Genomic DNA, 20,968 nt, shown 5'->3' on the forward strand with positions numbered 1-20,968 from the left:
TTCCATTTTAGGGCAATAAAAAAGCAAGACCGAAGCCCTGCTTTTTAAACGCTCATCTAAGATCTAAAAAAACGTTGTGCTTAGAAGTGGTATTTAACCAATGCGCTTACGTTATTTTCATTTTGGTCTTTAATACCAAATTTATTGTTCCAAACTGAATGTTCGATACCGAGGTATAAGCGAGTGTCTGGAGAAATGTGTTTACCTGCATTCCATTTCCACTGAGTGGTCCAGTTGAGTTCACTTGCATGGTCATCTTTTTCTGCTGTGGACCAGTCGAGGAAACCGTCAACCAGGAAGTCTTCAGAGCCTAACTTAAATGGCACACCATAAGTGAGTGTCATTTGATAGTCATCTTTTTGAAGTTCATTATTGGCACGATAGAAATTTACACTCGCATATTGGAAATATGGAATATCTAGATCGAAGCCTACACCGTATAAGAAGTTATCAAAGCTGCTGAAATCATCGTTGTTTGCTTCCCAAGTTGTAGAAACTAACACGTCTTTTACTGGACCAAAAGCAAGTTTTTGACCCGTTACTTCACCCAAGCTTAAACGAGGTGATAATTCAAAATAAGTTGACTTATGATCATCACCACCGCGCAGGCGGTCAGCAAAAAAGAATACATCTGCATACTTTACTTTAGCTGCATATTCAACAGTCATAGTGGTTTGCTGATCATCTACAACTTCATAGTTTTCACCATAAAGACCAGTCACGCTGAAGTCTTGCCAGATTGGCGCAGCTTGAGTAAGTGCAGCAGTTGAAGCCAAGGTACATGTAGCAAAAATTTGTGTAAGTTTCATTAAAAAATATCTCCCCCGAGAAGCAAACAAAGCATACAGATTCTCTAGCAAAAATAAAGCCAAAATTGATCAATAATTCAAAATAATCTAATTCTCTAAAATGCCTTGTGACTCAAAATTAAACTACAGCTTTGATACTTAAAAATACAGGCGGATAAAAAACATCAAACGATTTTATACTGTAGTTCTCGGCGATAACCAATAATATGAGATTTATCAAATAACTTGGCAAATAAATTTAAATCACCTAATTTCTATGTGGTTATTTAAAAATATCAAAATACTACTTGCATCTGCTTCGCATAGCCCCTTATATTCGAAGCATAAGGACACGATTCTGCAGACTCAAAAGTGTTCATCGTTCAATGTGGAGGAATTCGTTCCAAACTAATTTGAAGATGTTTCGCGCTGTTTTTACAGCAAGTTTAAACGTGCCAAGATAAGAAGTTTTGCACAAAAAGATGTGAATAAAAGAGGATGAAATTATATGAACATTGAAATCCGTACAGATAAAAACATTCAAAATAGTGAACGTTTAATTACTTATGTTCGTGCAGAACTGAATGCAGAATTCCAACGTCATAGTGAACGTATTACTCACTTTTCAGTTCATTTTAGCGACGAAAATGCAGCCAAAGGCGGTGCCGATGATATTAACTGCATGATTGAAGCGCGTCCAGCAGGGTTGAAACCTGTAGTGGTCAACCATCGCGGTCATAATATTGATACTGCTATCCATGGTGCCATTGATCGTTTGAAACGCAGTTTAGAGCATCTGTTCGAGAAGAAAGAAAACCCTCGTGCAGCAGTGCCGGCATTCGCTGAAGTTAACGATGCTGATACTGAGGATGCAGAGGATTTAAAAGATTAACTAGCAACATGCTTCATTAGATAGGAAAAAAGCTCTTCGGAGCTTTTTTTACGTGTCCATGTTAGGAAAGCTAAATGAATAATAAATATGCTTGTTATACATTTATCTAAAACAAATCAGCGTTTATTGGGCATAATGGTTTAAAACTGATTGAAGAGAACTTTCTCCATGTTAACAGCGCAACAACAAGTCTTTGTACAAGCAATTGAAGAACTCGATCTTGCTCAAGTACAACGCCTTTTGGCAGAAGGTCTTGACCCTAATTTTATTGATCCTGAAAAAGGTCCGGTAATTTCTGTCTGGTCAGATGGTTTGTTCAAATGGTGGGAGCAGATTTGTGAAGCCCATGAAGCAGGTTCACCCTTATCTGAACAAGAAAAACAACAAAATTTGGCGATACATATTGAAATTTTAGAAGCGCTTATTCAGGCCAAAGCCAATATACATTTATGGGATGCTGAAGAACTGTATGGTCCATTATGGGATGCGGCCAGTGCTGCCTGTGTGCCTGCAGTAAAACGCTTACTCGATGAAAAAGTAGATCCAAATAGCAAGGATGAAGAAGGGCTCACCATTTTATCTTCAATCAGTGATTTATTCTTTGATTGTGATTTTGATGAAATTAACTGGTCAGAAGCTTTGGCAGAAGAAAAACAAACCTTGGAGTTGCTCCGTAGTCACGGTGCTAAAATGACCAAAGAATTAACATAATAGCGAGATAAAAATGTCAGCAGTAAAAATAGTAGCTTTGATTGTTGCGGCAGGTTTCAGTATGAATACTATGGCTGCTGAATTTTCCTTTGACCGTCCGGGGACAGGTTTCGGTACCGGTATTACTCCAGTCGGTCAACTGGCATGGGAACAAGGTTTACCGAATGTCAGCTATAACCAAACCACGGTAGAGGGCGAACAACAAAAAACTGTCACTTTAAACGCAGATATGTTATTGCGTACCGGTTTGGCCAAAGACCTAGAGTTACAATTGGGATGGCAAGGTCCAGCTTGGAGCAAAGTAAAACGTACCGGTCAGTCAGTTGAAGAGGATGGTTTGGGCGATGTCAGCATTGGACTTAAAAAAGCCATTGATCTGGATGATGACAAGCTTTCTATGGCTATTTTGGCAGAAGCCATTTTAGCGACCGGAAATGATGGCTTTAGTCATCATGATGATATTTACAGCCTGAGTTCTGCGGTAGCGTATGCAGCGACTGATCTGATTACCACTTCAATCACCATGCGTTATGAAGCCCAAAACAGTAATTGGGCTGTGACTGCCGTCCCAACCATTGAATATAAAATTGCGGATAAATGGTCAGGTTTTTCTGAATTCGTGTACCGCAAGGCTGAAAGTGAACATTATGAATATTCACTGGGTTCTGGTGTTATTTATGCACTGAATAACCGCGTACAAATGGATGCTAGTGTGGGTGTTGACTTGAATGGCAGAGATAAAAGCTACCAGTCAGGTTTGGGTGTTTCTTTCCTCTTTTAATTAAAAATATAAATTTATATGAAAAAGTATCTTCCAAATAATGGGTTCTTGTTTCATTCCGCTGTGAGCGGATTTATTTGTAGCGTCATTTTATTGTTTTCAATGACTTTACAGGCACAAGATCAATTGCGTTCTGCAGAAGATGCTTTTTCTTTTACGGTTGAATCCAACCGTAAGCATGAAGCACAGCTGAATTGGAAAATTCCCGATCGTTATTATTTATACCAACATAAATTTGAAGTTAAGCAGGGAACACAAAAACTTGCTTTAAAACTGCCTAAAGCCACCGATCTGTATGATGAAAACTATGGACATACCCAAGTTTATTTTCAGAATATTCAATTCAACATTCCGACTGAAGCATCAAAAACTTATCAGGTGACTTGGCAGGGTTGTGCCCAGGACCGCATTTGTTACCCACCGCAAACGGTCGAGTTTCAGACCGATGTCGATGGCCTGGTGCTTCTGCAAAATCAGGCTAAATCCAGCAAGCGTTTGCTCGACCTTTCACAGTCATCGAATAACACAACAAGCAGTAAGACAGCTTTTTCGACTGAACAAAATAATGTAGAAAGTGCTGAATCTCCAGTTGCGTTAGATACTGCTCAAGATCAGATGTGGTCGCAACAACTGGCAAAAAATTCTTTATTTTATAGTCTGTTGCTATTTTTTGGCTTAGGGATTTTACTGGCCTTTACCCCATGTTCCTTGCCGATGTTACCGATTTTGACTTCGTTAATCGTGCGCGACAGCAAGGGCTTAAAAGCCTGGATGATTGCCTTGGTTTTTGTCTGTAGCATGGCCATGGTTTATGCCATTTTAGGTTTGATCGCCTCAGCTGCCGGTTTGAACTTCCAGCGCTGGTTGCAGCAGCCTTCTACCCTGCTTGCTTTTAGCGCGCTCTTTGTCTTGTTCGCGTTGAATTTATTTGGCCTGTTTGAAATTAAATTGCCGCATGCTTTAGTAAACCGTTTAGATCGGGTGCATTCGCTGCAAAAAGGTGGCAGCTTGGTGGGTGCGGCGGTGATGGGCATGATCTCGGCCTTACTGGTTGGACCCTGTATGACCGCACCTTTAGCAGGGGCGTTATTATTTATTTCCCAAACCCAAAGTCAGTGGCAAGGGGCATTATTACTGTTCACACTGGGTTTTGGCATGGGAACACCGCTGCTTTTGGCCAGTGTGTTAGGTGCAAGAATTCTGCCCAAAGCAGGGCAGTGGATGCACCAGATTAAAGTGATTTTTGCCTTTATCATGCTGGCTTTGGCACTATATTTTATTCGGCCTTTAATTTCTGAAGCGTGGATGCAATGGCTAGGTCTGGGCTTGGGCTTAAGCTTTATTGGCTATGTAATCGCGCGCTTAGTGGGACAAAAAACACAGTTTAAATGGCTGTATATTTTAGCATTGCTCACCGTGATTCCTTATCTGGCCTATACTCAATATCAGCACAGTCAACGATTCTTTATTCAGCAAAGCACTGCTCAAGCGACATGGCATGTGGCTAAAACAGCCAACGAATTTCATCAGCTGTTAGCCAGTGCGCCCTCCGAGCAAGCCATTATTATTGATGTCTATGCTGACTGGTGCGTGGCGTGTCAGCCGATTGAACATCGTGTTTTAAAATCAGCACAAGTGCAGCAAACCTTGGCCCCGTATTTTTTGATTAAACTGGATTTGAGTCATTATGATGCAACCCATCAGGCATTGCTAAATCAATGGGATATTTTAGGTCCACCAACGTATTTATTTTTAAATCCAAAACAACAAGAAATTCGCGGTTTACGTTTAACCGGAGCTTTTACCGAAGCGGAATTAATAAAACAGCTCGATCTGTTTCAAAAACATATAGGACAATAATTTCATGTATCAGCTCTATATTGCCAATAAAAATTATTCCAGTTGGTCAATGCGCCCATGGTTAGTGCTGAAAGCGTTTAATTTACCGTTTCAAGAAATCATGATTCCCTTTCCCGCACAACGGAACACAGGTACTTTTAAACAGGATATTTTGGCAATTAACCCCAATGGTAAAGTCCCCGTGTTGGTGGATGAGGGGTTGATTCTTTGGGATTCCTTGGCTATTTGTGAATACTTGGCAGAACAAAATTCAGATCAGGCCTTATGGCCGAAAGATGTTAAGCAACGTGCACGTGCGCGCTGTATCTCTGCGGAAATGCACAGTGGATTTTCGAGTTTGCGCAATGCCTGCGGCATGAATATCCGGGCGAATCTGGAAGATGTTGGCAAACATTTGTGGCAGGACAATGCTGAGCTGCGCCATGATGTGGCACGTATCGAGCAGATCTGGTCAGAACGTCCGGACATGAACGGTTTTTTATGTGGTGAATTCTCGATTGCCGATGCATTTTATGCACCGGTGGTGACACGGCTAATGACCTATGTGTTACCGGTCAGCAAGTCTACACAGCAGTATATGCAAACCATGATGCAGCATCCGGCTATGAAATTATGGATTGATGGCGCATTACAAGAAAAGGCGTGGGTGAATTATTTAGAGCCATATCAACAGCAAACGCTTTAACAGGATTTCGGTTCGCTGAAGAAGTCTTGATAACATTTAACCTGATTACGCCCACATGCTTTTGCTTCATACAGGGCTTTGTCTGCTTGGCTTAACAACTGTTGCGGTCTAAGTTGGATATTCGATAATGTAATCCCAAAACTGGCTGTGACCTGAATTTTCTCGCCCGAATCACTGCGTAAATCCAGCTGTTGAATGGCTTGACGACAACGCTCAACAATAGTTTGTGCTTGTTCTAAAGAAGAACTATTTAGAATAACAATAAATTCCTCTCCGCCAAATCGCCTCAAGACATCGCTATCACAAATAATTTGTGAGAGCACTTCACTGACTTTAATTAGGGTTTCATCGCCTTTATCATGCCCATATTGTTCCTTAATCCGTTTAAAATGATTCAGGCCGATTAATATCAAAGCGTAAGAATTTGTTGGTTTATTCTCTAATTTTTCTAAACAATAATTAATACTACGGCAGTTAAGGGTATTGGTCAGTGGATCAATCCGACTTAAATTCTGAATTAACTTTTCTCTATGGCGCTATTGGCTGAGTAAAATTTCAAATAAAATTAAACAGCTAATCAAGATGGGCGCAATGAAATACATCATTGAGCTAACCCAAAACATATTTTGATAAGGCAGGCCGTCTAGATAGAAGATCGGTGCGTAGGGAATTTGATCTTTTAAGCTTAAATAGCCACATAAAAACAGATATAGTGTGGCTGGAATAAGAGTGTAATAGACAATTTTACGGTTAAACAACACTAAGCCAACGGTCACCAAACTGATATAAGAGATCATGGTGGCCGGACTGAGAACGCCAATGATATAAGTATTCCGATATAATGAAATAACAACAAATCCAACCGATAAATAGCATCCACTGCTGTACCACAACATTTTTTCGCCAGACTGAACACGGGTAAATTAGCCCAATAAAGACAATTAGGGATAAGGTGTTGAGTCCAAGCTGTAGCTTGAGCAAAAGCAAATTTACCCAGTGCCAGAGATCGGGTAAAAGAAGGACATAAATTTTCCAGACAATCCAAACGACATGCACCAAGCTTCCTAGAATCAGCATGAGTATGCATTTATTCAGGACACTCCAGTTCATTACGACTTCATCCTCTATCCGATATTTCGCAATTCTTTCTTGGAATGAGGAAGGGGTATCTGATGAAAAGATTTGCTTCATTCGATAGGTTTGACCTTTAGTTCTTCAAACTGATTATTAGTGCCAAGTTAATCTAATTTATTTTTAATAATTAATAACATAGAAATTTTTTTTGAATGGTAATACCTGTATTTTGTGCTTTTAAGCATAAAAATGCACTTCATCTGAATGATTATTGTTCCAAATATAAAACAGTGTGTTGTGTATAAAGGTATTATTCTATTTTTGTTGATCGATTAAACTGGGTTCATTGAATAAATAAAGATTAAGGTTTTGAGCATGAAAGTTTTACATATCGATTCGAGTATTTTAGGCGTTGTTTCAGTTTCACGCCAATTAAGCCAAGCCATTGTTGATCAATTACAGACTAAACATACAGATTTAGCGGTTGATTATTTAGATTTAGCTGCCCAGCCGATTCCACACTTAACCGGTGCCATTTTAATGGGACAAGATGCAGAACAAGTTGCCTTGGGTGAAAAAATTATTCAGCAATATCTTGATGCGGATATCGTGGTGGTTGGTGCGGCCATGTATAACTTCGGTTTGACTTCAACCTTGAAAGCTTGGATTGACCGTATTAGTGTAGCCGGTAAGACCTTTAAATATACTGAGAATGGTCCGGTGGGTTTGGCCGGTGAGAAAAAAGTTTATATCGCCAGTAGTCGTGGTGGGGTGTATGGTGAAAATAGTCCAGTCGATTTTCAGGAAGGTTTTTTGAAAACTGTATTTAACTTTACCGGTGTGAATGATGTCGAAATTATTCGTGCTGAAGGTGTCAATATGGGGCCAGAGCTGAAAGAGCAGGCAATTTCTAACGCTTTAGCCCAAGTACAAGCACTGTAATTTTTGAAAATATAGAGTATTCCTCTTGGGTCAGCTTCGGCTGACCTTTTTTATATGAATTACTTTTTTAATACCAAGCTTTTTAATACCAGGATTAATCTCGATCGAGCCGATGTGCAAATTCGGCCAGATCGGCCAAAGCCTGTTTTCCTTCATCAAACCAAGTGTGAAACATCTGAAAATTGTGCCACATACCCGTGTAAAGTTTATAGGTCAGATCAACACCGGCTTGTTCCGCTTTCTCTTTAAAGCGCTGTGCATCATCCAGTAAAATTTCTTTAGAGCCGACTTGAACCAAGATTGGTGGTAATCCGCTTAAGTCTGCAAACGCAGGTGAAATAGCCGGGTCTGCGGTATCCATAAATTTCGGTACGTAATAATCAATCCCTGCTTCTAAAGTTTCAATAGAGAGCAGTGCATCGTGCTTGCGGTTATAACGCAAAGATTCACTGCTTAAAGTCAAATCTAAAAATGGGGATAATAATATCAAGCCACTGACTTGAGGAAGGCCTTCGTCACGAATTTTAAGTGCCAGAGCTAAAGCTAAATTAGCACCACAAGAGTCGCCCGATAAAATGATGTCTTTGGCTTGAATTCCTTGCCCTAACAAAGTGGTATAAATGTCAAAAATCGCATCACTGGCTTCAGGATAAACAGACTCTGGAGCTAAGGGATAGTCGACATGAAGCACTTGCATCTGTGTACGTGCAGCCATATGAGTTAAAAAGGCACGATGAGTGTCGAGTGAACCCAAAAAGAATGCACCACCATGAATATGCAAAATGAGTTGTGTTGATTCACCTTGAGGTTTTATTTCTTCAGCACGTAAGCCTGCCAGGCGTAGTGATCTGACTTGAACGTCTTTATTACTTGGAAAGACACGACACATTTGCTCCAATGCAAAACGTATCGAGTTGGGAGGCAAGTTAAACTGGCTGGGTTTACGAATGGCCGTTTTTAAAATACTTTCTGTAATTAATTGTTTCCATAGCGGATCTATCTTCATGTTTCTTCCATCTTGTTTTATCTTTAGGGGATGATTAGATATTTACCAATTCAAGATACAAGATTACACTAAATGGTCACATTCAAAAATTGCAAAAATGTTGTGACTTTTTAATACTAAGCCGTCTATACCAGACTAGGGAAACGAAAAAAAATGAAAAAAATTGCACTTGCACTAGGATTGCTCGGATTAACAGTTTTGGCTAATGCTGCTGATCCATTAAATGGTTCTGTTTGGAAAACGATTGATGACAAAACGAAACAACCGAAAGCCATAGTAAAATTTACTGAACAAAAAAATGGCACATTATCTGCGAGTATTCAACAGGTGTTAACACCAGGGGAAGAAAAGGCATGTTCAAAATGTGAAGGTCCATATCATAACAAATCTTTAAGAGGTCTAAAGATTGTGCATGGTCTTAAAAATGCAGGGGGTACAAGTTATGAAGATGGAACAATTCTTGACCCTGCTTCAGGTAAAACTTACCGGTTAAAAGGTCAAATGACGGATGGCGGTAAAAAATTAGAGTTACGTGGCTTTATCGGGATAGCGGCTTTAGGCCGTAACCAAACCTGGATTCGTGCAGAATAATTTAAACTAAAAAATTTTAAAGTAAGCAAAGCCTAGTGGATATTCAGCTAGGCTTTTTTATACGAGAGCTTTACTATCTCGATCTTATTTTAAAGCTTTATAAACAGCTTCATTATAGCCCACAACATAGCCTTGCTCAGTTTCGAGCACCGGACGTTTAATCAAACTGCTATGCGTTGTTAAAGTCGTGATCAAATTGCTTTCATTCGCAAGCGCAGTTTGCTGTTCTGCTTCACTCAGTTTGCGCCAGGTGGTCCCTTTTTTATTGAGAATAAGATCTGGTCCAATCGCATCTATCCATTTTTTTACAGTTCCAGCGTCAATGCCTTGTTTTTTGTAATCATGAAATTCATAGACCAGACCCAGTTGATTTAACAGGTCAAAAGCTTTCTTCATTGAGCTGCAATTTTTGATGCCATAAATTTTAAGCATAAAATGATTATTCCATTTTCAATTACCGGATAGCCTAGCGAAAATTAGCTATAAGCTCTAGAGAAAATTAAAAGTATTAAAAATTAAATAAACATGTCATGAAATTGACATTTAGATTTGCCAAGATAGCGTTATAGATAAGAATAACTTTATGATTAAAAAAATAGATTTGATGGAGCTAGAAAAAGAGAAAACCCGCATTTAATCATCCTGATCATGCGGGTCTCATTTCAACGTCCATTGTCACATCCTTGCAAAATAAGCTACCGAAGTGGTTTACTTTGTTTCATCCTACGGCGTCCTGTCCTTTTGTGTCATCCTGACATATCCCTTTGCCGTGAAGCAATAATGCACTTAAAACAGTTGTATAAAAATATACAAACGCGTCAAGTGTTGTAGGTTTTTGGATGGTATTGAGTGAACGATTGTTCACTCAAATAAATCTTATTTATTAGATTTTATAATCAATAATCACTGGGGCATGGTCGCTGAACCAGGTTTCTTTATAGACCCAAGCATTGGTTGTACGATCTTTCCAGTCTGGTGAACAGGCTTGATAATCAATCCGCCAGCCGACATTTTTAGCGCGGGCTTGTCCTCGGTTTGACCACCAGGAATAAAGTTCCGCTTCCTTACGCACTTCACGGAAAGTATCGACATAACCCAGATCATCATAAATATGATCGAGCCAAGCACGTTCATGCGGTAAACAGCCAGAAGATTTTTGATTGCCCGACCAGTTTTTAATATCGATCCGTTTATGGACGATGTTGTAGTCACCGCAAACGATGATGGATTTATCTTCATCACGCCATTGTTTTAAAATATCTTGGTATTGGTCTAAAAAGTGATCTTTACGGGCTTGCGCTTCTTCACCTGATGAGCCAGAGGGTAAATAAAGGGAACAGATATGAACAGGTTTTTCCAGACCTAGCTTAAATTCAGCAGATATAAAGCGTCCTTGAGAATCGGCCAATTCAAAACCCAAACCATCGGTCACTGAAACAAAAGGCAGGCGGCTATAAATAGCAGTACCTGCATAGCCTGCACGTTCAGCAGGGAACAGGTGGGTGTACCAACCTTCCGGTCTAAATTTTTCAGTCCACTGCGCATGCGTGATCCGGCTTTCCTGCATACAAATCACGTCGGCTTCTGACTGTTCCAGCCATTCAAGCAAGCCTTTAGTTACTGATGAACGTAAGCCATTTACGTTAATGGAAACGACTCTTAGAATTTTTTGATCACTTGGATAGCTACTCTTTGGTATCATGCGCAAGTCTTACCTCTATTTATGAATTTCGGAGCACCTCATGAACTCGCAAGCGAATTTTAACCCTCAAGATTTTATCGAACTTGCCTTATCACGTGGTGTGCTTAAATTTGGTGAGTTTACTTTAAAATCGGGTCGTGTGAGTCCTTATTTTTTTAATGCAGGTTTGCTCAATGATGGTGAAGCATTAACGCTGTTGGCTTCAGGCTATGCTGACAAATTAACGACTTGTGACAATGTTGACGTGATTTTTGGTCCTGCATATAAAGGTATTCCGTTTGTCGCTGCGACTGCTGTAGCCTTATCACAAAATCATGCTGTAAGTGTACCTTGGGGTTTTAACCGTAAAGAAGCAAAAGATCACGGTGAAGGCGGCGTGTTGGTCGGTGCTTCAGTTGAAGGTAAAAAAGTCTGGATTATTGATGATGTGATTACTGCGGGTACCGCCATTCGTGAAGTGGTGACTGTGCTTAAAAATGCAGGTGCGCAAATTGCCGGGGTATTGGTTGCTTTAGACCGTCAAGAAAAAGGTCAAGGCGATTTGTCTGCAATTCAGGAAGTGCAACAAGAACTGGAAATTCCAGTTCATGCACTTATTACCATGAAAGATTTGATGGACTTCCTAGAGACGAAGGGCGAGAAAGAAGCTTTAGCAAAAATGGAAGATTACCGTGTCAAATACGGCATCTGATGGTTAGATAGACTAAAAAAGGAAGCTCAATGCTTCCTTTTTTATGATTTTAAGAAAGTGATAAATTACTGAAAAGTAGAAGTAGTTAGATTTAGTCAAATATTCGTACTATTCATAATGTGGCTATCTCTAGTATTTATAAATAGTGAGATTTAATTTTTTGCTCATGTTTCAATTCGCAGAATTTAAAAAGTATTTTAATCATTTCAAAACTTTGAGAAAGAAATTGAGAATTGGAATCAAGTATTTATTCAGAATAGTAATGAAGCAAATAAGTATTCTCGATTCTTGATAGAAGGGCACAAAATTGCGTTAAAATAAAAAATTATTTTTTAGAAATATTAAACAGAATGTTCTTTATAAAATAAATTACTATTTCATAAATTAAACAAAATGCCCGTTATAGAAAAATAAAAATACACGACTTTTCCCATATTTTTTAACTACATAATTTTATCGATTAAAAACATGAAATTTAAATTGATAAAAAAATATTAAATTAAACAATCTCTTATTTGTATTAGAAATGTTTATTACCACAATTTAAACTTGCTTCATAAGGTTAAAACTTAATGAAATAGGTGATTTTTCTCGATGAAATAGTGTCCATCAGGTCACATTCTCATACATTTGCACAAGGAAGTTGGTATTTTTTGTGATAGATCATTTAACCATTAAAGTGATTTAATCTGCTTACACAATAACAATAAATAAATACAAAAGAGGACGTTACGTGGTACTTGGCTCTCTAATTCTTTTTATGAAACCAGCTCATAGAAAGCAAAGGAAGAATTAGAGAGTCAATCTTTAAAAAACAGATTGTATAGCGAAATTAGTAAGAACAAGTTTATTTAATCAATAGAGCAGTTACTAATGAGTGTAGATTTTTTAAACAATTTAAATGGTAACAATGAATGAGAGAGGTAAAGTCATGACAAAAAGGTACAATAAGTTTTTATCTGCTGCTGCAGATTTTAATTTGGAAAATTCGCCATATTACTGGATCACTCAAGTGCATGCCCAATATATACAGAATGTTGATCACGCATTAAAAAAATATGGGTTAGATAATTCTCGCCGCCGTATTTTACTGGCTTTAAAATCTAAAAATAAAGCTAGCGTATCTGATTTGTCAGAAATGGTCATTTCTAAAATGTCGACGACCACTAAAATCGTTTATCGTTTAAAAGATGAAGGATTGGTAGATACCTATTGTTGTGAAGATGATGGTCGAATTACCCGGGTTTTATTAACCGAGAAAGGACAGCAAATGATCCAAAAGATTAATGACCTGAGTCACATTGTTTTGGAACAATCTTTTGATGGTTTAACTCCTTTGCAAATTGAGAAAATGTTAGAAAATCTTAAGCAAATTTTTAAAAATCTAGCCCATTAAAATAAATTTAATCAAGAAGAAGTTTAGGCTAGTTTGCTGATTTATTTGTATTTTAGGGGAGTATGCATAATCCAGTTTCACGTCAGGAAAAGAGAATATATTTTATCTAGCTTACCTTGATCGTTATGCAATGGATTTAGCATGAGAATTTTTTTCTTAGCAAGATTTCAAAATAATCAATAAGGGAACATAAAAGGATTAGCACCATATAAATTAAAAATGCTAATCCTTTATGTGAACTAATCAAATTTTTGCAACAATAATTAGAGCTTCGGCAAGTAATATAAATAATCAACACATTAGTCCATCGTAATCATTGTGCTTTTTTAGTTTTTATAAGCGTCTTATGGTGATAAGTTTTTTATATGAAAGGAGTGAGGTGTGGATGGTAAAATACTAACTTACTCAAAATCTTAGATTAGAATATTTTAATATTTTTTTGGGTTTTTTAAACAGTTATTATATTGTTGTATAAATTAATCATAAATAGCTCACTGAATACCGATTCATATATAGAACCTACTCACTTTGTTGATCACACTTCTTACAGTTCAACAACATCCCCAATTTTTCTTTACGACCTTTTTCAGTGATGACCCAAGGACGGTTTTGCCAAGGTGGATTATGTCGAACATGTTGCGCATGACCACAGACGAGATCGGCTACCCAGTGATCCTCCTCATCCAAGTGAAAATCAATAATGGCTTGTTGCATCAACTGCTCCTGAAACTGCTTTATACAATCCTATAAAAGCTTTACCAAAATTGAGAAAAAAGAAAGATTAAACTCCGCTATACTTTTATTAATTTAAAAATACATGAGCAAAGCGATATGCGCGTACTTGTTGTGATGGACCCCATCGAAAATGTAAACCTGAAAAAAGATTCTTCTATGGCGATGCTGTGGGCTGCCAGCCGCCGTGGGCATGAGTTGGGTTATGCATTACAGCAAGATTTATATATCGAACACGGTAAAGCCTTCGGTTTAATCTCACCCCTGAAAGTGTTTGAAGACTATAACCATTATTATGAATTGGGCGAAAAGAAAAAAGAATCCATTGCGGATTATGACGTGGTATTGATGCGTAAAGATCCGCCGTTTGACATGAACTTTGTCTATACCACTTATATTTTGGAGCAGGCAGAGCGTGAGGGTGCGTGGATTATTAACAAGCCGCAAAGCCTGCGTGACTGCAATGAAAAACTATTTGCTACGCAGTTCCCGGAACTTCAGGTACCCACTTTGGTGACCTCAAATGAAGGTCTGATCCGTGAATTTCTGAAAGAACAGGTAGATGTGATTGTAAAACCTCTCGATGGTATGGGCGGTACAGGCATTTTCCGCTTGTATCAAGATGGGATTAATATTGGATCTACCATTGAAATGCTGACCAATAATGGTACCCAGCCAATTATGGCGCAACGTTATATTCCAGAAATTGTTGAGGGCGATAAGCGTATCTTGATGATTAATGGTGAACCCGTGCCTTACTGTTTGGCACGTATTCCGCAAAATGGCGAAGTGCGCGGCAACTTAGCCGCAGGCGGTTTGGGGCAAGCCCGTCCCTTAAGTGAAAATGACAAAGCCATTGCGGCAAAAGTCGGTCCTTATCTCAAAGAAAAAGGCCTAATATTTGTCGGTCTGGATGTGATTGGCAATTACGTGACTGAAATTAACGTGACTAGTCCAACCTGTATCCGTGAAATTGATGATCAGTTTGGTACATCTATTGCAGATGATTTATTTAATGTTCTAGAAGCAGGGTTGAAAGCATAAATCGCATTTTCTTGAAAAAGAGTCCAAGTGGGGGCTCTTTTTTAGGTTTTACTTATAGGGAGTAGAGAAGGACTAGGTTGATCCATTAATTAAAAAAAGAGCGCAAAATTGGATAAAAAATGCATTAAATTGTATATTTTTCGTCGATTAATAATAAAACTAGTTTAAACTTTTAAATTCTTAGAAAAAAACAATGAAGCAGTTCGTGAAAAAAAGTAAATAACCTTTCATGGCTATGCGTTTGTGATTACAATTGACCGCTTAAAATAGAATTTTGTTATCCATATTTTAGAATTGAAGAATTAGACTGTGACTGAAGCAACGCAAATAAAGCCCAAACATGTCATGATGATGGCCGCAGGTACTGGTGGACATGTTTTTCCAGCACTCGCTGTTGCTAAAGAACTACAGCAACAAGGGGTACAGGTGTCTTGGCTTGCAACCCCAACAGGTATGGAAAATCGTCTGTTAAAAAATCATAATATTCCAATTTATCAAATTGATATTCAAGGTGTGCGTGGCAACGGTGTTGTGCGTAAATTATTGGCACCTTTGAAAATTTTAAAAGCAACCTTAAGTGCCATGCGTTATATGAAGCAGCTTAATATTGATGCTGTTGCAGGTTTTGGGGGTTATGTTGCAGGGCCGGGTGGTTTAGCTGCGCGTGCTTTAGGTATTCCTGTTATTATCCATGAGCAAAATGCGATTGCAGGTTTTACCAATACCCAGTTATCCCGTATTGCTAAAACTGTGTGTCAGGCCTTTCCTGATACTTTCGTTGCAAGTAAAAAAATTGTGACGACCGGTAATCCGGTACGCAAAGAAATTACAGAAATTTTAAATCCGTCTTGGCGTTATCAGGAACGTGAAAAGGCTGCGAAACCTTTGCAGATTTTAATTGTTGGTGGTTCCTTGGGCGCGCAAGCATTAAATGAACGTGTTCCAGAAGCATTAAAACAACTTAATATGCCGATCCAGGTATTTCATCAATGCGGTCAAAACCATCAGGATGCAACACAGGCACGTTATAGCGACGCACCTGCAACCTTGCAGGTTGAAGTGCAGCCGTTTATTGAAGATATGGCTAAGGCTTATTCAGATGCTGATTTAATTATTTGCCGTGCGGGTGCATTAACGGTCACTGAAATTGCAACTGCGGGTGTGGCTGCAGTTTTTGTTCCACTCCCAAGTGCAGTGGATGACCATCAAACTGCAAATGCCAATTTTTTGGCTGGTATTAATGCTGCGAAAATTTGTCCGCAAGCCGCTATGACTGTCGATTATTTAAAAGAATTGCTAACACCACTGATGAATCGCAAACTGCTGTCAGAAATGGCAGTTAAAGCACGTCAAAAAGCACAACCCGATGCAACCCAGCATGTGGTTCGTTTAATTCAAGAATTGTAAATTAGAGTGTTATATGTCTCCATCTACTCCTGCTGAGCAAGCGAAAAAGTTAATTAAAGTGCCTGAAATGCGCCGTATCAAACACATTCATTTTGTAGGAATTGGTGGTGCCGGAATGTGTGGCATCGCGGAAGTGCTCAAAAACCAGGGGTATAAAGTTTCGGGTTCAGACATCAAAGCGTCTAAAACGACTGCACAGCTTGAAGAAAACGGGATTAAAGTTTATATCGGTCATACGCCAGAAAATATTAAAGATGCCAATGTGCTTGTGGTGTCTACAGCGATTGACCCGGAAAACCCGGAAATCAAAGCAGCGATTGAAACCCGTATTCCAGTGGTTCGTCGTGCTGAAATGTTGGGTGAGTTGATGCGTTACCGTCATGGTATTGCAGTGGCAGGAACCCATGGTAAAACCACCACCACAAGTCTGATCACTTGTATGTTGGCGGAAGAAAACATGGACCCAACTTATGTGATCGGTGGTTTGCTGAATCGTACCGGTGTCAATGCCGCACTCGGCGCAAGCCGTTATATCGTGGCTGAGGCGGACGAATCTGATGCAACATTCCTGCATTTACATCCGATGGCTGCAATCGTGACCAATATCGATGCCGATCATATGGATACGTATGGCGGTAGCTTTGATGTCCTCAAAGATACCTTCGTACAGTTCTTGCAAAAACTTCCATTCTATGGTTTGGCGGTGGTGTGTGGCGATGATGCCAATGTGCGCGAAATCATGCCGCGTATTGGTCGCCCACTATTGACTTATGGTTTTAACGACGATAACGACATTCGTGCGGTTGATGTTGATCAAGACGGTATGCGCACTCACTTTACCGTATTGCGTAAAGATCGCGAGCCATTACGTGTTACCGTGAACCAACCGGGTTTACACAATGTACTGAATGCCTTGGCTGCCATTGGTGTGGCAACTGATGAAGGTGTTTCTGATGCTGCAATTTGCCGTGCATTGGAAGGCTTTAGTGGGGTAGGTCGTCGTTTCCAGGTTCAGGGTGAATTTGCAATAGAAGGTGGTAACGTGACCTTGGTTGATGACTACGGTCACCATCCTAAAGAAGTGGAAGCAACCATTAAAGCTGCGCGTCAAAGCCATCCAGATCGTCGTTTGGTCATGATGTTCCAGCCACACCGCTTTAGCCGTACCCGTGACTGCTTCGATGACTTCGTAGATGTATTGTCACAAGTCGACCAATTATTATTGCTGGAAGTGTATCCTGCCGGTGAGAAACCGATTGTCGGCGCGGACAGCCGCAGCTTGGCGCGTAGTATTCGTTTACGTGGTGAGGTTGAACCAATTTTGATTGATCCGGTGGAAGGCAATTTACAAAATGCGGTGCAAAAAGTGTTACAAGCGAATGACTTGTTATTAACGCAAGGCGCAGGTAATGTGGGTGCTCTCTCGATTGAACTTGCACAAAATAAATTGTATTTAAAGTAATCACTTTATGTGATTTTGAATTTGATCGTTCAGTTATAAAGTTTAAGGATATAAACGTGGCAAATGCTTCAGAATTCGGCAAAGTTGCCGTGTTGCTTGGCGGTAAATCGGCTGAGCGCGAGGTTTCTCTAGATAGTGGTAAAGCTGTACTTGAAGCATTGGTACGCTCGGGTGTAAATGCAGAAGCTTTTGACCCGCAAGAACGTAGCGTGACTGAACTGGTCAACTATGATCGCGCATTCATTGTGTTGCACGGTCGCGGTGGAGAAGACGGTCAAATTCAAGGTGCATTAGAATGGTTGAATCTGCCTTATACCGGTACTGGTGTACAGGGTTCGGCCATTGGTATGGATAAAGTCAAAACCAAGCAGGTCTGGCAAGGTTCTGAGCTGCCTACCGCACCCTACCGTATTGTAACCAAAGATTCTGATTTGAATGCTGTGGTAGAAAGTATTGGTTTGCCATTCATTATCAAACCGGTACATGAAGGTTCAAGTATTGGTATGAGCAAAGTTGAAAAAATGGAAGACTTTGCGGTAGCGATTGAAAAAGCGACCGAACATGATGCAGTGGTGATGGCAGAAAAATGGATTAGCGGTTGTGAGTTCACGATTGTGATTCTGAATGGTCAGGCGCTTCCTGTAATTCGTCTTGAGCCGCCAAAAGATGTGGCTTTCTACGATTATGAAGCCAAATATAACCGTAACGATGTGCAGTACGGCATTCCTTGCGGTCTAAGTGAGGATGAAGAAAAACAACTTCAAGCTTTATCTTTACGTGCTTTCCAGGCCGTTGGTGCAAGCGGTTGGGGACGTATTGATGCAATGCAGGATGAACAAGGTAACTTCTGGTTGTTAGAAGTGAACACTGTTCCGGGAATGACCAGTCATTCATTGGTGCCTAAAGCTGCGAAAGCGGTGGGATATAGCTTTGATGAGCTTTGTGTGGCTATTTTGGAACAGACTTTGACAGGTGCGGCTCACTAAACCATGGCTCAACTTCCTGCTTCAATGCGCCGTAAACGAGCAGCAATTACATCAATACATGACAAGCCACCGACCCGTAAGGAAAAGCTTGCGAATGCGGGTGGCTGGTTATTATTGATGATTGCACTCATGGTATTGGCTGTAGGGGTCTATGGTTTATATACAGTCATGACCGATGCACATGTCGCGGAACTCAATGTTGTGGGTACGCGTTCAGATGCAGAAAATAGCCAGGTCATGAAGCATGTTACCGCAGCGGTAACGGCAAATTATTTTACCGCTGATTTAGAACAAATTCGAGATCAGGCACTAGAGTTGTCTTGGGTAGATCGCGTGGTGGTCTCGCGTGCATGGCCCAATTCAATTCGAGTACGAGTGATGCCCCGTCATCCCATTGCCCGTTGGGGAACTGGACGACTGTTGAGTGATAGTGGTGATATTTTTGCACAAGTAATTCCGCAAAATAATCAAAAACTACCTTTGCTGCACGGTCCAACGTCTCAGTCCAAAATGATGATGCGCCGCTACAATGAAATTAATCAGTTATTCCTGCCAGTCAATGCTCGTTTAAAAGAATTATATTTAACAGAACGTATGACTTGGTTTATGCAGTTTGATTCGGGTTTACGCGTCATTGTGGATCAAGATCAAACGATGAGTAAACTTCAACGCTTGAGTCATCTGGCACAAAGTGATTTAAAACCAGTTTGGTCTAAAATCTCATCAATTGACTTACGTTATAGAAATGGATTGGCGATACAATGGAAGAATTCATCACCACCTAATATTGTAAATAGTCAGTTTGTTGTAACGATTAATGACACAAGCATTGCAGATGCAAGAATGGTAAAGCCATAATTGAGCGGCTTGATATAAAATAGAGGCTTATGGCCATAAATTAACCAAACATGTGATGATGGTACTAGATAATGAATGAAGCTGTTCCCTCGGTTGTTGCGATTGACATTGGGACACACAAAGTTTCAGTTTTGATTGGTAAGGTACATGCGCCAGACAATATCCAAGTGATAGGGATGGCAACAGCTCGTAACCGAGGCATGAATAAAGGAAAAATTGTAAGTCTCGACAAAGTCATCACTGCAATTAAAAATGCCGTACAAGAAGCAGAAGACATGGCTGAATGCCGGGTGCATTCCGCTTGGATTTCTATTCCAAGTGCAGAATTAAAAAGCTTTTATGCATCAGGTCGTACACCCATTGAAAATAGTGAACATACAATTACAACCAGTGAAGTTGTACGTGCGCTAGAGTTGGCCAAAGCCAGTCATTTGACTTCAGACCACTATTTGGTCAGCGCAGTACCTTTAGGCTTTGAATTAGATGATTCGGCAGAATGGGTACAAAATCCGATTCGTATGTCTGCCCATAGTATGATAGGGCATTATCAGTTAATGATGCTGCCGATCAGTACCATGCAGAATCTGGATCGTGCGCTTAAAGGTGCCAATATTGGTGTCGAAAAAATGGTAGTGTCTTGTTTGGCAACCGCTGAAGCAAGTTTGCTCAAAGATGAAAAAGAGTATGGTGCATGTTTGGTGGATATTGGTGCAGGTACCACCAATATTGCGGTATATCTAGATGGTCGCCTTGCATTGACGCATACTTTGCAACGTGGTGGTGAGCATGTTACACGTGACATTGCTGCAGTATTACAGACGACAACGGAAGAAGCGGAACGAATCAAGTTGTTGTATGGTTGTGTTGATCTGAAAGTGGTGAAACCCGATCATATGATTCAATTCCAAGGTATTGATGGTCCACAAACTATCAGTCGTATTGAATTGGCGGAAATTATTATTGCGCGTTATGAAGAGATTCTGACTCAAGTTCATCAAGAATTACAACGTAACGGTGCAATCCATGGTTTATATCATGGTGTGGTACTGACAGGTGATGCTAGCCAAATCGAAGGAATGGTAAATCTGGCACGTCATATGTTAGGGGTTTCAGCACATTTAGGAAATCCACCCGTACAGGTATATGCTGAAGAGCAAAATCAGGCTGCTTTGCGTCGTTCGCAATACGCAACAGCTGCAGGGTTATTAATGTTTAGCCAAAGTGACACGCAAGATACCATTGTAGAATCTACAGATCCTGAAAAAATGTCTATTTTTAAGCGAGTAGGTCGAGCATGGTCGGCATTAAATAATCAGTTAAAATCGATATTTTAAGTTGAATTTATTGGGAATATTGTTAG

At 39.9% G+C, this 20,968-nt stretch carries 22 protein-coding genes; 15 read left to right on the forward strand and 7 right to left on the reverse strand.

The features are described from left to right. Window positions 1-80: 80 nt before the first annotated feature. Window positions 81-809: an outer membrane protein OmpK gene (locus AC3CAU_RS03655; RefSeq protein WP_131216869.1), complete on the reverse strand. Its 729-nt coding sequence runs from the start codon at window positions 807-809 to the stop codon at window positions 81-83. A 487-nt stretch (window positions 810-1,296) separates the two neighbouring features. Here AC3CAU_RS03655 and AC3CAU_RS03660 point away from each other — a divergent pair, with 487 nt between their 5' ends. The 5 genes from AC3CAU_RS03660 to AC3CAU_RS03680 all read left to right on the forward strand — a co-directional run bounded on the left by AC3CAU_RS03660 (window position 1,297) and on the right by AC3CAU_RS03680 (window position 5,717). After that, entirely contained in the window at window positions 1,297-1,680 is a 384-nt protein-coding gene (locus AC3CAU_RS03660) for an HPF/RaiA family ribosome-associated protein (RefSeq protein WP_131216867.1), read from the forward strand. Between the two features lie 168 nt (window positions 1,681-1,848). Then, window positions 1,849-2,391: an ankyrin repeat domain-containing protein gene (locus AC3CAU_RS03665; protein WP_131216865.1), complete on the forward strand. Its 543-nt coding sequence runs from the start codon at window positions 1,849-1,851 to the stop codon at window positions 2,389-2,391. A gap of 13 nt (window positions 2,392-2,404) precedes the next feature. Then, window positions 2,405-3,172 (forward strand): transporter, encoded by a 768-nt coding sequence (locus tag AC3CAU_RS03670; protein ID WP_131216863.1) that lies wholly within the window; start codon window positions 2,405-2,407, stop codon window positions 3,170-3,172. 18 nt (window positions 3,173-3,190) lie between these two features. Continuing rightward, window positions 3,191-5,032 (forward strand): protein-disulfide reductase DsbD, encoded by a 1,842-nt coding sequence (dsbD, locus tag AC3CAU_RS03675; protein WP_131216862.1) that lies wholly within the window; start codon window positions 3,191-3,193, stop codon window positions 5,030-5,032. 4 nt (window positions 5,033-5,036) lie between these two features. Continuing rightward, window positions 5,037-5,717 (forward strand): glutathione S-transferase family protein, encoded by a 681-nt coding sequence (locus tag AC3CAU_RS03680; protein ID WP_131216860.1) that lies wholly within the window; start codon window positions 5,037-5,039, stop codon window positions 5,715-5,717. On the opposite strand, the gene AC3CAU_RS03685 is transcribed toward AC3CAU_RS03680, so the two are convergent. Beyond that, window positions 5,714-6,235, reverse strand: coding sequence for a GGDEF domain-containing protein (locus AC3CAU_RS03685; RefSeq protein ID WP_488368435.1), 522 nt, complete (start codon window positions 6,233-6,235; stop codon window positions 5,714-5,716). The genes AC3CAU_RS03680 and AC3CAU_RS03685 overlap by 4 nt on opposite strands. An 18-nt stretch (window positions 6,236-6,253) precedes the next feature. Then, window positions 6,254-6,613: a hypothetical protein gene (locus AC3CAU_RS03690; protein WP_250697857.1), complete on the reverse strand. Its 360-nt coding sequence runs from the start codon at window positions 6,611-6,613 to the stop codon at window positions 6,254-6,256. 553 nt (window positions 6,614-7,166) lie between these two features. On the opposite strand from AC3CAU_RS03690, the gene AC3CAU_RS03695 reads away from it, so the two are divergent. After that, entirely contained in the window at window positions 7,167-7,733 is a 567-nt protein-coding gene (locus AC3CAU_RS03695; RefSeq protein WP_131216858.1) for an FMN-dependent NADH-azoreductase, read from the forward strand. Window positions 7,734-7,827: 94 nt separating this feature from the next. Here the strand turns inward: AC3CAU_RS03695 and AC3CAU_RS03700 are convergent, their stop codons facing one another. After that, entirely contained in the window at window positions 7,828-8,739 is a 912-nt protein-coding gene (locus AC3CAU_RS03700) for an alpha/beta hydrolase (protein WP_131216856.1), read from the reverse strand. A 153-nt stretch (window positions 8,740-8,892) separates the two neighbouring features. Between AC3CAU_RS03700 and AC3CAU_RS03705 the strand changes: the two genes are divergently transcribed. Continuing rightward, window positions 8,893-9,330 (forward strand): DUF2147 domain-containing protein, encoded by a 438-nt coding sequence (locus AC3CAU_RS03705; protein ID WP_131216854.1) that lies wholly within the window; start codon window positions 8,893-8,895, stop codon window positions 9,328-9,330. Between the two features lie 84 nt (window positions 9,331-9,414). On the opposite strand, the gene AC3CAU_RS03710 is transcribed toward AC3CAU_RS03705, so the two are convergent. Then, window positions 9,415-9,762: a Spx/MgsR family RNA polymerase-binding regulatory protein gene (locus AC3CAU_RS03710; protein ID WP_131216853.1), complete on the reverse strand. Its 348-nt coding sequence runs from the start codon at window positions 9,760-9,762 to the stop codon at window positions 9,415-9,417. Between the two features lie 451 nt (window positions 9,763-10,213). Further along, a complete protein-coding gene (locus AC3CAU_RS03715) occupies window positions 10,214-11,032 on the reverse strand; it encodes an exodeoxyribonuclease III (protein WP_447053781.1) in 819 nt (272 codons plus the stop codon). Between the two features lie 40 nt (window positions 11,033-11,072). Between AC3CAU_RS03715 and pyrE the strand changes: the two genes are divergently transcribed. Both pyrE and AC3CAU_RS03725 read left to right on the forward strand, forming a co-directional pair. Continuing rightward, on the forward strand, window positions 11,073-11,723 hold the full coding sequence (gene pyrE, locus AC3CAU_RS03720; RefSeq protein ID WP_131216851.1) for an orotate phosphoribosyltransferase: 651 nt from the start codon (window positions 11,073-11,075) through the stop codon (window positions 11,721-11,723). Between the two features lie 931 nt (window positions 11,724-12,654). Further along, window positions 12,655-13,119, forward strand: coding sequence for a MarR family winged helix-turn-helix transcriptional regulator (locus AC3CAU_RS03725; protein ID WP_131216849.1), 465 nt, complete (start codon window positions 12,655-12,657; stop codon window positions 13,117-13,119). A 519-nt stretch (window positions 13,120-13,638) separates the two neighbouring features. On the opposite strand, the gene AC3CAU_RS03730 is transcribed toward AC3CAU_RS03725, so the two are convergent. Continuing rightward, the gene (locus AC3CAU_RS03730; RefSeq protein ID WP_447053780.1) at window positions 13,639-13,833 is read right to left on the reverse strand and encodes a DUF3565 domain-containing protein; all 195 of its coding nucleotides are present in this window, start codon (window positions 13,831-13,833) and stop codon (window positions 13,639-13,641) included. Between the two features lie 117 nt (window positions 13,834-13,950). On the opposite strand from AC3CAU_RS03730, the gene gshB reads away from it, so the two are divergent. The 6 genes from gshB to ftsA all read left to right on the forward strand — a co-directional run bounded on the left by gshB (window position 13,951) and on the right by ftsA (window position 20,942). Further along, on the forward strand, window positions 13,951-14,895 hold the full coding sequence (gshB, locus tag AC3CAU_RS03735; protein WP_447053779.1) for a glutathione synthase: 945 nt from the start codon (window positions 13,951-13,953) through the stop codon (window positions 14,893-14,895). Between the two features lie 309 nt (window positions 14,896-15,204). Continuing rightward, window positions 15,205-16,302: an undecaprenyldiphospho-muramoylpentapeptide beta-N-acetylglucosaminyltransferase gene (gene murG, locus AC3CAU_RS03740; protein WP_447053778.1), complete on the forward strand. Its 1,098-nt coding sequence runs from the start codon at window positions 15,205-15,207 to the stop codon at window positions 16,300-16,302. Between the two features lie 13 nt (window positions 16,303-16,315). Next, the gene (gene murC / locus AC3CAU_RS03745) at window positions 16,316-17,764 is read left to right on the forward strand and encodes a UDP-N-acetylmuramate--L-alanine ligase (RefSeq protein WP_447053777.1); all 1,449 of its coding nucleotides are present in this window, start codon (window positions 16,316-16,318) and stop codon (window positions 17,762-17,764) included. 56 nt (window positions 17,765-17,820) lie between these two features. Further along, window positions 17,821-18,750 (forward strand): D-alanine--D-alanine ligase, encoded by a 930-nt coding sequence (locus AC3CAU_RS03750; RefSeq protein WP_131216839.1) that lies wholly within the window; start codon window positions 17,821-17,823, stop codon window positions 18,748-18,750. Between the two features lie 3 nt (window positions 18,751-18,753). Then, window positions 18,754-19,608 (forward strand): cell division protein FtsQ/DivIB, encoded by an 855-nt coding sequence (locus tag AC3CAU_RS03755; RefSeq protein WP_447053776.1) that lies wholly within the window; start codon window positions 18,754-18,756, stop codon window positions 19,606-19,608. Between the two features lie 71 nt (window positions 19,609-19,679). Next, complete coding sequence (gene ftsA / locus AC3CAU_RS03760; protein WP_131216835.1) at window positions 19,680-20,942, forward strand: cell division protein FtsA; 1,263 nt, start codon at window positions 19,680-19,682, stop codon at window positions 20,940-20,942. Window positions 20,943-20,968 lie beyond the last annotated feature (26 nt).

The organism is Acinetobacter sp. GG23, assembly GCF_057766365.1.

Coding starts and splice junctions, on each gene's coding strand:
- AC3CAU_RS03655 (WP_131216869.1), bottom strand. CDS start 809: ATGAAACTTACACAAATTTTTGCTACATGTACCTTGGCTTCAACTGCT.
- AC3CAU_RS03660 (WP_131216867.1), top strand. CDS start 1,297: ATGAACATTGAAATCCGTACAGATAAAAACATTCAAAATAGTGAACGT.
- AC3CAU_RS03665 (WP_131216865.1), top strand. CDS start 1,849: ATGTTAACAGCGCAACAACAAGTCTTTGTACAAGCAATTGAAGAACTC.
- AC3CAU_RS03670 (WP_131216863.1), top strand. CDS start 2,405: ATGTCAGCAGTAAAAATAGTAGCTTTGATTGTTGCGGCAGGTTTCAGT.
- dsbD (WP_131216862.1), top strand. CDS start 3,191: ATGAAAAAGTATCTTCCAAATAATGGGTTCTTGTTTCATTCCGCTGTG.
- AC3CAU_RS03680 (WP_131216860.1), top strand. CDS start 5,037: ATGTATCAGCTCTATATTGCCAATAAAAATTATTCCAGTTGGTCAATG.
- AC3CAU_RS03690 (WP_250697857.1), bottom strand. CDS start 6,613: ATGTTGTGGTACAGCAGTGGATGCTATTTATCGGTTGGATTTGTTGTT.
- AC3CAU_RS03695 (WP_131216858.1), top strand. CDS start 7,167: ATGAAAGTTTTACATATCGATTCGAGTATTTTAGGCGTTGTTTCAGTT.
- AC3CAU_RS03700 (WP_131216856.1), bottom strand. CDS start 8,739: ATGAAGATAGATCCGCTATGGAAACAATTAATTACAGAAAGTATTTTA.
- AC3CAU_RS03705 (WP_131216854.1), top strand. CDS start 8,893: ATGAAAAAAATTGCACTTGCACTAGGATTGCTCGGATTAACAGTTTTG.
- AC3CAU_RS03710 (WP_131216853.1), bottom strand. CDS start 9,762: ATGCTTAAAATTTATGGCATCAAAAATTGCAGCTCAATGAAGAAAGCT.
- AC3CAU_RS03715 (WP_447053781.1), bottom strand. CDS start 11,032: ATGATACCAAAGAGTAGCTATCCAAGTGATCAAAAAATTCTAAGAGTC.
- pyrE (WP_131216851.1), top strand. CDS start 11,073: ATGAACTCGCAAGCGAATTTTAACCCTCAAGATTTTATCGAACTTGCC.
- AC3CAU_RS03725 (WP_131216849.1), top strand. CDS start 12,655: ATGACAAAAAGGTACAATAAGTTTTTATCTGCTGCTGCAGATTTTAAT.
- AC3CAU_RS03730 (WP_447053780.1), bottom strand. CDS start 13,833: ATGCAACAAGCCATTATTGATTTTCACTTGGATGAGGAGGATCACTGG.
- gshB (WP_447053779.1), top strand. CDS start 13,951: ATGCGCGTACTTGTTGTGATGGACCCCATCGAAAATGTAAACCTGAAA.
- murC (WP_447053777.1), top strand. CDS start 16,316: ATGTCTCCATCTACTCCTGCTGAGCAAGCGAAAAAGTTAATTAAAGTG.
- AC3CAU_RS03755 (WP_447053776.1), top strand. CDS start 18,754: ATGGCTCAACTTCCTGCTTCAATGCGCCGTAAACGAGCAGCAATTACA.
- ftsA (WP_131216835.1), top strand. CDS start 19,680: ATGAATGAAGCTGTTCCCTCGGTTGTTGCGATTGACATTGGGACACAC.